General features: G+C 56.8%; 16 protein-coding genes, 1 other RNA gene and 1 pseudogene. 10 read left to right on the top strand and 8 right to left on the bottom strand.

The features are described from left to right. Positions 1-20: 20 nt before the first annotated feature. From rnpB to VXJ35_RS21585, 3 genes are all read right to left on the bottom strand, one after another. Positions 21-371: RNase P RNA component class A (gene rnpB / locus VXJ35_RS21595), an RNA gene on the bottom strand. Positions 372-686: 315 nt separating this feature from the next. Next, positions 687-1,142, bottom strand: a complete 456-nt coding sequence (locus tag VXJ35_RS21590; RefSeq protein ID WP_064023138.1) for a DNA polymerase III subunit chi — start codon at positions 1,140-1,142, stop codon at positions 687-689. 350 nt (positions 1,143-1,492) lie between these two features. Next, positions 1,493-2,977, bottom strand: a complete 1,485-nt coding sequence (locus tag VXJ35_RS21585) for a leucyl aminopeptidase (RefSeq protein WP_064023643.1) — start codon at positions 2,975-2,977, stop codon at positions 1,493-1,495. A gap of 96 nt (positions 2,978-3,073) precedes the next feature. On the opposite strand from VXJ35_RS21585, the gene lptF reads away from it, so the two are divergent. Continuing rightward, positions 3,074-4,210 carry an LPS export ABC transporter permease LptF gene (lptF, locus tag VXJ35_RS21580; protein ID WP_082881037.1) on the top strand — a complete coding sequence of 379 codons (1,137 nt, stop codon included), beginning with the start codon at positions 3,074-3,076 and terminating at the stop codon, positions 4,208-4,210. Beyond that, positions 4,207-5,274, top strand: a complete 1,068-nt coding sequence (gene lptG / locus VXJ35_RS21575) for an LPS export ABC transporter permease LptG (RefSeq protein WP_054762880.1) — start codon at positions 4,207-4,209, stop codon at positions 5,272-5,274. Before lptF ends, lptG begins: the two co-directional genes overlap by 4 nt. Before the next feature lie 65 nt (positions 5,275-5,339). Here the strand turns inward: lptG and VXJ35_RS21570 are convergent, their stop codons facing one another. From VXJ35_RS21570 to VXJ35_RS21560, 3 genes are read right to left on the bottom strand one after another with little or no spacing between them, the layout of a single operon-like run. Beyond that, a complete protein-coding gene (locus tag VXJ35_RS21570) occupies positions 5,340-5,726 on the bottom strand; it encodes a hypothetical protein (RefSeq protein WP_064023136.1) in 387 nt (128 codons plus the stop codon). A gap of 60 nt (positions 5,727-5,786) precedes the next feature. Continuing rightward, the gene (locus VXJ35_RS21565) at positions 5,787-6,251 is read right to left on the bottom strand and encodes an RDD family protein (protein ID WP_064023135.1); all 465 of its coding nucleotides are present in this window, start codon (positions 6,249-6,251) and stop codon (positions 5,787-5,789) included. Next, positions 6,252-6,431: a hypothetical protein gene (locus VXJ35_RS21560; RefSeq protein ID WP_054762884.1), complete on the bottom strand. Its 180-nt coding sequence runs from the start codon at positions 6,429-6,431 to the stop codon at positions 6,252-6,254. It abuts the gene before it with no gap. A 272-nt stretch (positions 6,432-6,703) separates the two neighbouring features. Here VXJ35_RS21560 and pcnB point away from each other — a divergent pair, with 272 nt between their 5' ends. From pcnB to panD, 5 genes are all read left to right on the top strand, one after another. Next, on the top strand, positions 6,704-8,056 hold the full coding sequence (gene pcnB, locus VXJ35_RS21555; protein WP_231914805.1) for a polynucleotide adenylyltransferase PcnB: 1,353 nt from the start codon (positions 6,704-6,706) through the stop codon (positions 8,054-8,056). Next, entirely contained in the window at positions 8,053-8,556 is a 504-nt protein-coding gene (gene folK, locus VXJ35_RS21550) for a 2-amino-4-hydroxy-6-hydroxymethyldihydropteridine diphosphokinase (protein ID WP_064023133.1), read from the top strand. Before pcnB ends, folK begins: the two co-directional genes overlap by 4 nt. Then, a complete protein-coding gene (gene panB / locus VXJ35_RS21545) occupies positions 8,553-9,362 on the top strand; it encodes a 3-methyl-2-oxobutanoate hydroxymethyltransferase (RefSeq protein WP_082881036.1) in 810 nt (269 codons plus the stop codon). Before folK ends, panB begins: the two co-directional genes overlap by 4 nt. 3 nt (positions 9,363-9,365) lie before the next feature. Beyond that, complete coding sequence (gene panC, locus VXJ35_RS21540; protein WP_064023132.1) at positions 9,366-10,217, top strand: pantoate--beta-alanine ligase; 852 nt, start codon at positions 9,366-9,368, stop codon at positions 10,215-10,217. Positions 10,218-10,315: 98 nt separating this feature from the next. Then, positions 10,316-10,696, top strand: coding sequence for an aspartate 1-decarboxylase (gene panD / locus VXJ35_RS21535; protein ID WP_064023131.1), 381 nt, complete (start codon positions 10,316-10,318; stop codon positions 10,694-10,696). A 57-nt stretch (positions 10,697-10,753) separates the two neighbouring features. On the opposite strand, the gene fliW is transcribed toward panD, so the two are convergent. After that, positions 10,754-11,212: a flagellar assembly protein FliW gene (fliW, locus tag VXJ35_RS21530; protein ID WP_054762888.1), complete on the bottom strand. Its 459-nt coding sequence runs from the start codon at positions 11,210-11,212 to the stop codon at positions 10,754-10,756. 151 nt (positions 11,213-11,363) lie between these two features. Between fliW and VXJ35_RS21525 the strand changes: the two are divergent. The 3 genes and pseudogenes from VXJ35_RS21525 to VXJ35_RS21515 all read left to right on the top strand — a co-directional run. Continuing rightward, positions 11,364-11,606: pseudogene (locus VXJ35_RS21525) on the top strand (PepSY domain-containing protein); the annotation flags it as partial. Positions 11,607-11,835: 229 nt separating this feature from the next. Further along, on the top strand, positions 11,836-12,354 hold the full coding sequence (locus VXJ35_RS21520) for an RNA polymerase sigma factor (protein ID WP_064023129.1): 519 nt from the start codon (positions 11,836-11,838) through the stop codon (positions 12,352-12,354). Between the two features lie 88 nt (positions 12,355-12,442). Beyond that, positions 12,443-13,453, top strand: coding sequence for a FecR family protein (locus tag VXJ35_RS21515; protein ID WP_064023128.1), 1,011 nt, complete (start codon positions 12,443-12,445; stop codon positions 13,451-13,453). A 459-nt stretch (positions 13,454-13,912) separates the two neighbouring features. Here VXJ35_RS21515 and VXJ35_RS21510 read toward each other — a convergent pair whose 3' ends face one another. Next, positions 13,913-14,809: a PHB depolymerase family esterase gene (locus tag VXJ35_RS21510; RefSeq protein WP_064023127.1), complete on the bottom strand. Its 897-nt coding sequence runs from the start codon at positions 14,807-14,809 to the stop codon at positions 13,913-13,915. Positions 14,810-14,844 lie beyond the last annotated feature (35 nt).

The following is a 14,844-nucleotide window of genomic DNA, read 5'->3' as shown; positions in this document are numbered from 1 at the left end:
GCAAAAGAGAATAGGGGAAGAGAAAGAGTTGGCCTGTAAGCCGGGTTCTGTCGTGAACAGCCATTCATCTAGGCGCTTGGTCACCCAAGCGCTCAAGCAATCTACCCAGGAGCAGCGCGGGCCACGCCAATGCTCCTCTATTTGATCTTGCTCCGGGTGGGGTTTACCCTGCCACACCTGTTACCAGTTGCGCGGTGCGCTCTTACCGCACCATTTCACCCTTACCGGGTCCGATACGAACCAGGCGGTATATTTTCTGCGGCACTTTCCGTAGGCTCGCGCCTCCCAGGCATTACCTGGCACCCTGCCCTATGGAGCCCGGACTTTCCTCCCTCCCGCTTGCGCGGAACGGCGACTGTTCGGCCAACTCTGCCGGAGATTATACAGGCAACGCCGGCAAATAGTTCGATGTCTGCGCGCAGCGATGGTTGCCACGATGAAAATAACGAGCGGCATCGGCGTTTATGCCTGTTGAATAGCGCGGTTCGGCAAAGGCGATATCCGCACGAAACCGGGGTGGCCATTGTCACTCGGGGCGTCTGCTGTTCAAACTATTGGGCCGAAGAAGCCAAAGCTGAAGCGGCCACTGGAAAATGTGTGGCGGCAGCCATAAGCCTGCATGCCGCCGCGGAGGACGCGGCATGGCTGAGAGCTTCGCTAGAGCCCGGAGCTGCTCCCGGCCCGGCTTACATTTTGTGGGTATTGATCGATAAACCCAACTGCTGGTAATGCCGGTAGCGCTGGCGGCCGGCTTGTTTGGATTGTTCGCTGTTGTCTAGTATTTCCAGAATCCGTTCGGTCGGCGGTTCGGCGGGCGGGAACGTCGAGGACAGGTTGACGATGACGCTGCGCCAGGCCTCAGGAATGTCGCTGTCGCCGATCAATATCGTGCCGGGATATTGCGGCAGTAAGCCTTGGTAAATTTGGTGGGGGACGAAGCTGCCGGCGCGGAAGGTCCACAAGGCTTTGTCGATTTGTCCGGCCTGTTCGGCCGATTCGGCCAACACGTAACAGAAAAAACCGGTGCGGTAGATTTTCTCGACCAATTTGCAGGCGAATTCCAGGCGCTGCTGCTGATCGTGGCTGCCGAGCACGTAGAAGCTGACTTCCGGGAAGGATGGCGAATGACTGGTTTCGGTCATGTCGGTTTAAGTTCGGGGTCTGGGCGGGGTGGGGCCAATTCAAGGCATGTTCGGATTAGTCGTTGAAAGCAATTCGAAGTCGTCATCCCGGCATGGATTTACTTCTTGCACAAACCTGTAACGGGCCACAAGGACCAGAGGAGATTGGCTTCTGGGGGCCGGCAATTCAATCGTGCCACATAGTTACAACCAATAACGCACGCTATCCCAATCCAATACGTCTCTAAGTTGCTTACCCTTATTAACTAGCCGCGGGGATAGATGGGTTTATTTGGAAAATCTCCACTGCCCCTCTTTGGAAAAGAGGGGGTAGCGCAATGCCCGGCGTAAGCCGGGCGCTACGGCACCGGTTAAGCCGATGCCCGATTCAACAAATACTGGGTAACTAGCGGCACCGGCCGGCCGGTAGCGCCCTTGTTGGCGCCGGTGCGCCAGGCGGTGCCGGCGATGTCGATGTGCGCCCAACGGTATTCCTCGGCGAACTTGGACAGGAATACCGCTGCGGTGATACTGCCGCCGTCCGGGCCGCCGATGTTGGCCAGATCGGCGAAATTGGATTTCAGTTGCTCCTGATATTCTTCCCAGATCGGCATCCGCCACAGCAAGTCGCAGGCGGTTTCGCTGGCCCCGATCAATTCGTTGCAGAGTTTGTCGTCGTTACCGAACAAGCCGCTCGGCACCCTGCCCAGCGCGACGATGCAGGCACCGGTCAAGGTCGCCATGTCAATGATGACGTCCGGGTTGTATTTTTTGGCATAGGTCAGCGTGTCGCACAGGATCAGGCGGCCTTCGGCGTCGGTGTTCAAGATTTCGATAGTCTTGCCGGACATGCTGGTCCAGATGTCGCCCGGTTTGTTGGCGGCGCCGTCCGGCAGGTTTTCCGAAGCCGGCACCAAGCCGACGATGTTCAGTTTCAAGTTCAACAGGCTGGCGGCGCGGATGATGCCCAGCACGCTGGCGCCGCCGCACATGTCGTATTTCATTTCGTCCATGCCCTGGCCGGGCTTCAACGAAATGCCGCCGGCGTCGAAGGTCAGGCCTTTGCCAACCAGCACGATGGGTTTGGCGTTTTTGTCGCCGCCCCGGTATTCCAGGCAGATCAATTTGGCCGGCTGGCGGCTGCCGCGGGTTACCGACAGAAACGAGCCCATGCCCAGCGCTTCCATGTCGCTTTCTTCCAGGATTTCGCAGCTCAACAACTCGTGTTGGCCGGCCAGTGCCAGCGCTTGTTTGGCAAGGTAGGTCGGCGTGCAAATATTGCCGGGGAGGTCGGCCAGTTGTTTAGTCAATTCGACGCCCAACGCGATTGCGACCCCCTGTTGCAGACCGGTTTCGGCCGCCGGCTTTTGGCTGTCGTTAGCGACGATGCGGAGCTGTTGCAGCGGAATTTTATCGTCGACTTTTTTGGTCGCGCTGTATTGGTAAAGGCCGTCGTTGAACACTTCGACGATTTGTCGGGCTTTCCATTGGCTGTCTGTACCATCGACGTCGATGTCCAGCAGTGCGCTGCTAGCGCTTTGCACTTTGCTGTCCTTGACGGTTTTGACCGCCGCGGCCAGCGCCTTGCGGTATTGTTTACGGCTGACTTTGCCGCGTTCGCCGAAGCCGACCAGGACGATACGAACGATATTGCCTTCGGGCAGGTTGTTGACCAGCAAGGTTTCCGCGTTCTTGCCCTTAATGTCGCCGCGGGCGATCAGCTTACCGATCAGGCCGCCGTTCGCCGCATCCAAGGCCGCGGCAGCCGGGGTCAGTTGTTGGTTTTCGTAAATACCCAGCAGCAGGCAATCGCTTTGCAGTTTGTCTAAGGGGGAGCTTTCTATAGAATAGTCCATTTGATACATCCACTATCAAGTGTCTTGGATTGAGGGTTTCTGCCGGTTGCAGCGGTATTGCGACCGATTATACATGAGAATATCGGGAGAGAGTCTTTGAGCGTCGAGCGTGCAATGCCCAGCGCCGGCCGGCCGTTTCGGCTGTTCACCGTGCTGGATAAAATGATCATCAAGGAGCTGTTTTTTACCGTCACGGCGGTGCTGACGGTTCTGGTGGTGATTATCGTCAGCCGCAAATTCATTCGGGTACTGGCTCTGGCTATCGAGGGCAATATCGCCAACGATACCGTGATGGCCTTGCTGGGCATGAAAATCGTCATCGCCACCACGGCCTTTTTGCCGGCGGCGTTGTTCATGGCGGTGTTGATGGTGTTGGGGCGGATGCACCGCGAACAGGAAATGTCGGCGATTTCGTCGGCCGGCGGCGGCGCGTTCACGATTTACCGGGCGGTGTTCCTGCTGGTGGTTCCGCTCAGTCTGCTTGGCGTGGGCCTGTCGATGTTCGCGGCGCCGTGGGCCGAGGCGCGCACCGAAGAATTGATGCATCAGGACAAGCAAAATGCCGATATTCGCGGTATTTCCGCCGGCCGCTTCAGCGAGTACAGCGACGGCGAGCTGATTTTCTACACCGAAACGGTGGACGACGAAGGCCACATGCACCATGTGTTCGTGCAAAACAAGCAGGGCGGCAAGCTCGGCGTGGTCAACGCCGAATCGGGTTGGCTGAGAAATTTGCCGGGGGGGCTGTATTTGGTGTTGGAAAACGGCCAGCGGGTGATGGGTGTGCCCGGCAATAAGGATTTCGTCATCGAAGCGTTTCAGGAATATTCGGTACTGATCGAAAAAAAGGTCACGGTGTTAAGCCTGGGCCGGGAGGCCATTCCGACCAAGGCGTTGTGGGTGTCGCAGGAATTGCGCGATGTCGCGGAAGTTCAAGACCGGTTGAATACGCCGCTGGGCGTGGTGTTGCTGGCGGTTTTGGCGGTACCGCTGGCCAAACTGTCGCCGCGCGGCGGAATCTACGGCAGTATGCTGGTCGCTTTCGGCATTTACTTTGTCTATGGCAACCTGCAGCGGGTCAACCATAGCTGGGTCATCAGCGGTGCGCTGCCGGCCTGGGTCGGTTATTTTTGGGTGGATACGGCCTTGCTGTTGCTGGGATTGGCCATGCTGGTACGTCTGTACGGCTGGCGCTGGTGTTTGCAAAGTCTGACAGGAAAGGTTGCCGGATGAATGTATTAACGTTTTATATCGTCAGGGAAGTCGTGAAAGGTTCGCTGGTGGCGGTGATTCTGTTGCTGACCTTGTTCAATCTGTTCAGCTTCAGCGACGAATTAAAGGACCTGGGCCAGGGCGGCTACAATTTGCAGACCATTTTGTGGTTTCTGACGTTGACTTCGCCGCGGGTATTTTACGAATTGGTGCCGTCTTCGGCGCTGTTGGGGAGCCTGTTCGTGGTCGGGGCGATGGCCAACAACCGGGAAATCATCGCGATGCGCGGCGCCGGTCTGTCGGTGGCCTGGATCATCCGGACCATCATGCTGGCCGGTCTGGTGCTGGTGGTTGTCGCGGTGCTGGTCGGCGAGTTCGTGGCGCCGCCTTGCGAGCGGGCCGCACAATTGCTGAAAACGACGGCGCTGCATGACGGTGTGGTGATGCGTTCGCAATACGGCATGTGGCTGCGCGAAGGCAATAGTTTCATCAACGTTCGCAAAATACTCGACGACGGCTCGTTGGCAGACCTGCGGATTTACGACGTGGGCGAGGATAAGCACTTGCAACGGGTCACCCAAGCGGAGCGCGCCCAATTTCTGGGGGACAAGCAATGGCGGCTGGAGGGCGTCAAGCACTCGGAAATCGCACCGCAGCAAATATTTGCCGGCGCTCAGGAGCAGCAGGCCTGGCGTTCCGGGATCGATTCCGATCTGCTGAAAGTGGCCGTAGTCAACTCCGATAACCTGTCGCTGTACGATTTGTTTATGTACATCGATTTTCTGAAACAGAACAACCAGAAATCGCAAAGTTACGAGCTGGCGTTTTGGAGCCGGTTGATCAATCCGTTCGTCACGTTTGTGATGTTGATGGTGTCGGCGCCGTTCGTGATCGGCATCGGCCGCGGCGTCAGCACCGGTGCGCGGATCATGATGGGTATCGTGATCGGCATGACCTTCAATATTTTCGACCGGATTGCCGGCCATGTCGGCTTGGTTTACGACATGAATCCGATGTTGATGGCGATGTTGCCCAGCACCTTGGTGTTTTGTTGCGCGCTTTACGCGGTTAAGCGGGGCAGCTAAGACGAGAGCCTCGAACGGAAAGCCGGCTGCACTTCGCAGTCGGCTCGAGCGGTCGGTAACGGACGTTATTTGCGGGTCATGAACAGGTAGAGGAATTTACATTTCAATACCATATCCTTTTCGTCCATTTCCACGACGGCGCAGTCCTCGTATTTTTCCCGGCCCGGAGTGATTTGTTTTTTGATCAAGCCGTCGGCCACGCTGTATTTGATCGGAATCGTCATTTCGCCGATGCCGCTACGGGCATCTTCACCGGTAGTGATCAACGTACCGTCTTTTTGAAACTCCCAGGTAACTTGGAGCTTTTTTTTCTCTCTGTCCAGCGCGAGGGCTTCGGCAGTGACCTGCCATTTGCCCACTAACTTGGAATTGTCCGCCAACTTCACGTCGGCAACGGCATTGGCGGAGACGAATACTGCAAACAGGGATAGGGCTATTGTTATTGTTTTCATTGTGTGCTCCCGGCTCATGAAGAAGATGGAGCCGGGAATATAGCACATCCGATTTTGGCTTCAGCGCTTTTCTTCGCAGTAGACGAGACGGGTTTTGGACAGGCGGTCGTGCCAGCTTTGGCGGTCCTTGTCGAACAAGCACCAGACAAATCCAAAGCCCAAGCAGACCCAGGAAAGCAGGGCGCTAATAAAGCGCAACGCCGCGTGCGGCCAATCGACGGCTTGCCGGTCGGTGGAGACGAGTTTGATCTTCCAGGCGCGTAGGCCCAGGGTTTGGCCGCCGTGGGTCCAGAACCAGCCGTAGAAGGCAAAGCTTACGGCCAGCAGATAGATCGGGTATATGGCTTGGTTCGAGGCGAACGCTTGGCCTTGGTTTAGTGGAAGAGCTAGGGCGGTGGCCAAAAATAGTACGGCTAACAACAGCAGGGCGTCGTAAATCACAGCACCCATACGGCGTAAAAAACCCGGCGCCGATAGGGGTTCGACGCCGGGCTTGGTTTGGATGGTTCGGCTTGCTTTGCGCAATTACTGTTCGAATGGAGCCAGCTTTTGGCCCATGTACATGCTCATTCCGACCAAGGCGCCAACCATGACGATGGAAAACAGGAACGGCGGCCGATGGAACAGCAAGATCGCGAAATCGGCGATAAACAGACTGGCGAACAAGGGGCGGTCGACAAAACCCAGTAAAATCTTCTTAAACATACGCTCCACACTCCGAAGTAAAGAGCCCGCTGCCTGACGAATGGACGCGGGCTTGGCTGGTATTCAAGGTATTACGCCGTTACGCGACGAGTGGTCAAATTCTACAGTCAACGCAAGGGAATGTAAAAGAAAGTGCTCGATTGAGCTTAATTCTGGCGAGGTGTTATGATAAAGCTTTGAAGCTGCGCGCCCCGCAGCTCCGTGGTTTGGCAGGCATCATTTAATAAAGGAATACGGTTATTTTTAGTTTCATCAAAAAAATCTTTGCGCCCGTGAGTTTGACCGCCCAGTCGGCCGACGCGCCGGCTGCTGCCAATGCCGTGAAGATTTACCCGCGTTCGGAGCATTGCATAAGCCGTACCCAAATCAGCGAGAACGCACTCAAGGTATTGACGCGGCTGAAAAAAGCCGATTTCGAAGCCTATCTGGTCGGCGGTTGCGTGCGTGATTTGCTGTTGGGGCGGGAGCCCAAGGATTTCGACGTGGCGACCAACGCCAGCCCGGAGCAGGTGAAACAAATCTTCCGCAATTGCCGGATTATCGGCCGCCGCTTCCGTTTGGCCCACGTGTTTTTCGGTCGGGAAATCATAGAAGTCGCCACCTTTCGCGGCGGTGTCGATAACGAAGAATCCGACCGGCAAGTGGTGCACGAAGACGGCCGCTTGCTGCGCGATAACGTGTTCGGAACCTTGGAGGAAGACGTCTGGCGTCGCGACTTCACCGTCAACGCCCTGTACTACAACATCCGCGATTTTTCGGTAGTCGATTACACCGGCGGCATGCAGGACCACGCGGCTGGGGTAATGCGTCTGATCGGCGACCCGGAAGTCCGCTACCGGGAAGATCCGGTGCGGATGATCAGGGCTATCCGCTTTGCCGTCAAATTGGGTTTTACGCTGCATCCCGATACCGAGAAGCCAATCTACGCCCAGGCCGACTTACTGAAAAGTATCCCCTCCGCCCGGTTGTACGACGAAGTGTTGAAGCTGTTTTTGGCCGGTTACGGATTGCAAACCTTCGAAATGCTCAGGCATTACGGCCTGTTCGGGATTTTATTTCCAGAGACCGAACGTTGTCTGGCTACCCAGGAACAGGACTTTCCGCGCCTGTTTTTGATTCGGGCTTTAGAGAATTCCGACCGGCGCTATAACGACGGCAAGACGCTGACCCCGTATTTTCTATTGGCCGCGCTATTGTGGGAGCCGTTACAGGTCGCCGCGCAAAAGCGCATCGGCAACGGCGAAAACGAGACGCTGGCCTACCAAAACGCCGCCAACGAAGTTCTGGCGCGGCAAATCAAGATCACCGCGATGCCCAGGCACATCACGCAGTCGATGCGCGATGTCTGGTTCATGCAGCCCAAATTTTCCCGTACCGTCGGCACCCGGCCGTATCGGCTGTTGGAGCAGCCCAAATTCCGGGCGGCTTACGACTTCTTTCAACTGCGGGCGGAAACCGGCGGCGCCGATCCGCAATTGGTGGAATGGTGGGCACAGTTCCAGGAGGCCGACGAGGAATTGCGCAAACAAATGACAACGCCCGGCAAAACCGGCGGCGGTAAACCGCGCAACCGCAAATCCGGCCGCTACCGTTCCCGAACCAAGCCGGTCGCCAATCCGCAATGACGGCGCTGAATCCCGGCGTCGAAGCCTATATCGGCCTGGGAAGCAATCTGGAAAACCCGCTGGAACAACTAAAGCAAGCGCGGACTGAGATTGCGTCACTGGCAGGCGTCGCCGAATTGGCCTTCTCCCCCCTTTACCGCAGCACGCCGGTCGGCCCGCAGGACCAGCCCGACTTTATCAACGCGGTGATGAAAATTTCGACGAGCCTGCCGGCAGCGGAGTTGCTGCGCCAATTACAGGCCATCGAAACCGCCCATGGCCGATTGCGCCTGATTCGCTGGGGCGCCAGAACTTTGGACTTGGATATTCTGCTCTACGGATCGCACGTTATTGCTGAAGCCGACCTCAGCGTACCGCACCCGGAAATGGCGCAGCGGGCGTTTGTGCTGTATCCGCTGGCCGACATCGCGCCGGCCGACTTGCCTGTCCCTGGGCTCGGGCCATTGGCGGACTTGCTGGCTACCTGCCCCAAAGCCGGCTTACAGAGGCTGGAGCCGTGAAACTTTACGCCGATTCCGCAAAAAGCCTGACGATCAGCGATCTGGCCGCAATGAAGCGTAACGGCGAGAAAATCAGTTGCCTGACCGCTTACGATGCCAGTTTCGCGGCGCTGTTGGATCAGGTCGGAATCGACGTGCTGCTGGTCGGCGATTCGTTGGGCATGGTGATCCAAGGCGCCAACAGTACCGTGCCGGTCACGGTGGACGATATGGCTTACCATTGCCGCTGTGTGGCAGGCGCGGCGAAACGGGCATTCATCGTCGCCGACCTGCCGTTTGCCAGTTATGCCGAACCGGCCCAAGCATTGGCCAATGCCGCGCGCTTGATGCAGCAGGGTTTGGCGCAGATGGTCAAGCTGGAGGGGGCAAAAATCGAAGTAGTGCGTTTTCTGGTGGACCAGGGTGTGCCGGTCTGCGGCCATCTGGGTTTGCTGCCGCAATCGGTCAACCGTTTGGGCGGATACCGGGTGCAAGGCCGCGACGCCGCCCAGGCCGAAACCATCCTGCGAGAGGCGCAACAACTGGAACAGGCCGGTGCCGGATTGCTGGTACTGGAATGCGTCCCGGCCGTTCTGGCCAAAACAATCAGCCAAACGCTGGCCATTCCGGTAATCGGCATCGGCGCCGGGGTCGACTGCGACGGTCAGGTGTTGGTGTTGTACGATATGCTGAACATCGGCACCGGCAACCGGCCGCGCTTCTCTCGCAATTTCATGGCGGGAGCCGCCAGCATAGAAGACGCGGTGGTTCGCTATCATCAAGCGGTGAAAGCCGCGCAATTCCCCGGTTCGGAACATAGCTACTGATCCATGCAAACGGTCAATAACGTCGCCGAGTTAAGGCAAACCACCCGGCAATGGCGGCAAGCCGGCCACAGCATCGGCTTCGTGCCGACCATGGGCAATCTGCACGCCGGCCATATCCGTTTGGTCGAAACCGCCAAGACTCGGGCCGATAAGGTTGTCGCCAGTATTTTTGTCAATCCGACTCAATTCGGCCCGAACGAAGATTTCGACAGTTACCCGCGCACCGAAAGCCAGGATGCCGAGAAATTGGCCGCCTGCGGCGCCGATTTGTTGTTTTTGCCCGGTGTCGCCGAAATATATCCGCAAGCTTCGCAAACCCGGGTGTCGGTGGCCGGGCTGTCGGCTTTGCATTGCGGCGCCAGCCGGCCCGGCCATTTCGACGGCGTCGCCCTGGTGGTCTGCAAGTTATTGAACATGGTCCAGCCCGATTGCTTGCTGATGGGGGAAAAGGATTTTCAACAGTTGGCGCTAATCCGGCAGATGGTGGCCGATTTGAACATTCCGGTTACGGTGCAAGGTGTGGCGACGGTGCGGGAAGCCGACGGCTTGGCGATGAGTTCGCGTAACGGCTATTTGACCGAGCCGCAACGGCAAGCCGCCCCGGCGCTATACCGGGCGTTGATCGCCGCCCGCGATAAATTGTTGGCCGGGGCCGCCGATTACCGTGCGGTCGAGGACTCCGCCAAGCATGCATTGCAAGCCGCCGGGTTTAACGTGGATTATTTTTCGGTCTGCCGGAGTGCCGATTTGCAGCCCGCCCGGCCCGGAGATGCGGAGCTGGTGGTGTTGGCCGCCGCCAAATTAGGCGCTACCCGCCTGATAGATAACGTGTATTTTTGCATGCCAAGCGCTTGAAGATGCAGGGTTTTCGCGCAAAAATGCTAATGCTTAAATTTGATAGCCAATCCGATTTCAGGCATAATCGCCTGCCCTAGTATTGGAACTTGCTTACCATGAACATAAACATGCTTAAAGCCAAGCTGCATCGCGCCCGCGTGACCAATTCGGAATTGGACTACGAGGGATCATGCGCGATCGACGGCAAGATTTTGGATTTTTCAGGGATCCGGGAATACGAGCAAATCCATATTTACAACGTCAACAACGGCCAGCGTTTCACCACTTACGCTATCCGTGCCGAAGAGGGCTCGGGCATTTTTTCGATTAACGGCGCTGCCGCCCGTCTGGCATGTCCCGGAGATTTGATTATCGTCTGCGCCTTTGCCAGTCTCGACGAGAAGGAACTGAAAAACTACAAGCCGACTTTGGTTTACTTCGACGGCAACAACAAAATCACCCATTCCAGCCATTCCGTTCCTGTTCAGGCCGCCTGATTCGGTCGGCCGCCGTACTTCTTACGGCGGCCGATAGCCTTTCGGCCGATAGCCTTTTTAAGCTTCCGATACGTCGATTTCGCTGATTTTTTCGGTCAGCGTGATGCTCTGCTCTATCGCCACCAACACCTTTTGCATGCCGATACGTTTGTTGGCATTGATCAAGATCGGCGATTTAATCGACCCCTTGATGGTCGGCTTGCCGTTCTCCTGCTCGTTGTCCTTATGCAGCAGGATCAAAATCACCAATTCGTCGCCGGGCTCGACTTGCAGCAAGGCTTCCTCGGCGTCGGTCACGGTAAAGTTGTAATTGATGTTGAAATGGGCCGGATGCGCGACCGAAAAGGTCAGGTCTCCATTGTCCACCGACTGCAGCCAATACACGATCTCGCTGCCTTCCTGGTGAAACAGCTTAAAGCGGGTCTGATCTTCAAAACCGGGCAGGCCGCGCGGAAAATTGATGATGGTTTCCGGATTGATTTCCTGGTTGCCTAATAACTTCGATTGAATTTCCATGGTCCCGCCCGTGTTTAATGAAATCTGAATCGGCACTACTGCCTAACGCACCAATGTATAGCACGGAGGCGGGTATTTGCAATCCCGCATGCCGAACTAAGCGCTGTCTTGATCGATGGGTTTGGGTGCGCAAGCCGCTATCTCCGTGAGTTGCACGGTGTTCGACCGCTGCAGTGGTCACATTCTCGATCATGACGACCTTAGTTTGCCGATCGCGAAGGCCGGCGAAATCTTTACCCGCTGGCAATGGCCGTTGCACTCCGGCCAAGCCTTCGGCATGACCGGCAGGATACTGGTGTTTATTACCGGTCTGGCTTGCCCGGTGTTGTTCACGACCGGCGTGATTCGTTGGTTACAAAAGCGACGGGGCAGGCAAATACGCCATCATCGGTAAGGTGTGTGAAATCACCCACTTTTCGCGTCCCGCAGCCTGATGGCTTGGTAAAGCAAGTCCTAATTCTTTACCAATCCGCTTGGCGGCATAGGCGCGTTTTGCCGATAAATCCCAGCAAATACGCGCCTTCCCGGTCGGTGTCGCCCGCGTTGCCGGCGGTGCAATCCGCCTGCGGCGCGGATATTGCTTGGTTGTACGCCAAATTTGGCTGCCTACCGTTAACCGTCCCATGCTCGAATTGTCCGCCGTCGACATCGCCAATCTGATGCATAAGCATCGCCAGGAGTTATTGCATTTTCTGTCGCAACGCACCCGTTGCACGGATGCCGCCCAGGATATTTTTCAAGAGACCTTTATCCGTTACGCCGGTTACGGCGGCAAGCACCGGGTGGAAAATCCGCGCGCTTTTATCTTCAGAATCGCGGCCAATCTGGCGACCGATTATCTGCGCAGCCGCAATCGCCATTCCGGGCACGATCCGGAAGCCGATACAGGCGAGGCCGAAACCGCAGGGCCGGCGTCCTTGTCCGCGGAGAGGGCCGCGATGTCGCAACAGCAACTTCAGCAATTGATCGCCGCGCTGGACGAGTTATCGCCCAAATGCCGGGAAGTCTTCATCCTGCTCAAACTGAAACACTGCAGCTACGCGGAAGTGGAGCAGCGGCTGGGTATCTCGCACACGATGATATTCAAGTATCTGACGCAAGCCCTGCGCCACTGCCGGCAGAAAATCGGCGAACTCGATTGATTGCGTCGATTTTGCCTGCTGCGCCTGAGTTTATTCGGCAAGCGTTTTATAATCCGACCAACCAACAGACCGCGGCACTGCCCCTGCTATGAACCCTTCCATCCCGCCGATTCCGGAGTCCGGAGCCAACGAGCAAGCCGAATATTGGCTGGCCCTGCGCGAATCGCCGTTTTTCGACGGCGAGCAGGAACAGCGCTGGCGCGCTTGGCTGGCGGCCAGCCGGGAGAATCTGGAAGCCTGGCAACAGGCGCAGACTTTCTTTCGGCGGGTGGAAAACTTGCCTCCGGCCCAAATCGAACTGATAGAACAGCGGCTGACAGCCGGGCTGTCACCGCAGTCCGCAAATGCCGGCGCGGCGCGAACCGCCGGTGGCCGGCCGGCGCTAAGCCGCGGCCTGTGGGCGATGCCGCTGGCAACCTGCCTGACGTTGGCGCTGGGTTTGGGCTGGGTATTGAATGCCGGTTTCTTTGCCGACTTCCGCACCGGTACCGGCGAACAACGCCGGGTACAACTCAGCGACGGCTCGACGGTGATTCTGAACACGGCCTCGGCTATCTCGGTGGAATTTTCCGAAAAACAGCGGGTGATTCGGTTGCATAACGGCGAAGCCCATTTCAAAGTCGCTGCCGATGCGGAGCGGCCATTCGAAGTGGTGGCGAGCGGCGGCCGGGTCAGGGCCTTGGGTACGGCCTTCGACGTTAAACAGTGGCAAGGCGACATGGCGGTCACGGTCTACGAGCACAGCGTGCGCGTCGCATTCGCCAACGGCGAGACGATAGCGCGCTTGCCGGAAGGCCGCCGCGTCGCATCGTCGGGCGGTAAAGCCGGTCCGGCGGAACCGGTCAATCTGAAGCAGGTCGGCGCTTGGCAAGAGCGGCGGCTGGTGTTCAAGGAAAAACCGCTGCAACAAGTGGTCGCCGACCTGAACCGTTACCGTCCCGGCCGGATCGTGATTGCCGATGCCGAACTGGCAGGCCATCTGGTAACCGGCGTATTCGACGCTAACGACCCGGAAGCGGCGTTGAACGTGATCGAGAAGACCTTGTCCGCCGACGAAATCCGCCTGACCGACGCACTGGTCGTACTGCACCGCCGCTAGCGCGGCTCAAGTCCCGCCGTTTGGCCGGCTGAAGCATCGCGACGATCAAGCGGGGCACTGCGGCGCCAACCGCGGCGGTCTCAGCCGAGGCCGCTGACGCCACTGCGGGAACTGGGGTACTCCGTGAAATATTCCACTGTTTTGAATTTCAAAACTGCCAACGGCGCAGACCGGCCAAAACCCGCCGCTCGGAGTAGCTATCCAATTTTAATAATTAAGGCATCATTTAACCCAATCGGCTGTCCGGTATTCGGCTAGCAAAATGACATTATCAATGCCCCATCACCTGGAGCCAATCCGTTGTTCAGCCGTTTTAGGCCGCCAGCTCTCAATGCGAGCCGAGTCGGTTGCCAGCCAACTACTCAGCCGCTAAAAGGGGCAGACCCGAGATGGAATCCGGGTCATCCGTTTGCTTTCGGGTTTACCTTTGCTCCCACTACGATTCATATAGGTCCCATTTCACTTTGCCTCCCGTGGGCTAACTTGAGTCGCTGACACAAAAAACTCGATGATATCCTGAGTACGCTCGGGCCAATGTGAATGGATTTGATCACCTTCACAGTACAACGTTTTTACGCCCCCGGCACACCCTGAATAAGAGAAGCAACCATTTGCGATTTTATCCGGAATAGGATCACATTTATTACAAGCCGCCCACCAACCCACCGCTTGCTGACCATAACCAGGAAACAGGCGATCCTTGCTGCTGTGCATAACCATAACCGGCAAGGGTTCAGGGCATCTGCGGTCGCGTAAATCATCATACGCAACCCCGGCTGCGCTCGGCGCAATGGCTCGTGGGATGTGTCCCGTGCCAGTCATAAATGCTAATGCCATCGCCGAAGTCCCTCCATCGGAATGTCCGGTAACATAGACTTTTTTTTCATCAATACACCATTTTTTAGCCATTAAACTGGGAATGGTGCCTAATTCTACGGTAGTGCTGGGCGATAATTCCGGATGATCCGCATAGGCCACGATGAAACCGGCTTGGGTCGCAGGAAAAGTGAACCCAGTTGTTTTTTCGGTTTTAGCCCGATTCGATCCCGCCGGAGAAAATACCAGTAATAGTGGGTGGGCAACGGATGCATCATAATTGGCTGGTGTGCGGACATTGTATTTGATGCCGTTTTCGGTTTCTTCGCCATAAGTCTCTCCAGCGTCTCCACTGAGTTGATCAGGTTTGCAAAGACGTTGCAGCATCTCAGGCCGATACGCGGCTTGCCCCAATTCTACCGAGTCGCCACTATGATCCATCAAAAGCATGACAACCATTATTAATATCGGTAACCCGAATAGCACTCTCTGCCAAGAATTAATTCTTAAAAGATAAACCTTTAATTGAGTCATATTCATAATAATATTCTCCCTAAGTTCGCTTGACTCGCCTG

This window comes from Methylomonas sp. DH-1, from assembly GCF_046097555.1.
In the GTDB taxonomy this organism is placed as follows: Bacteria; Pseudomonadota; Gammaproteobacteria; order Methylococcales; family Methylomonadaceae; genus Methylomonas; species Methylomonas koyamae.
The sequence above is the reverse complement of the archived record's forward strand: the minus strand, read 5'-3'. Positions and strand labels throughout refer to the sequence as shown.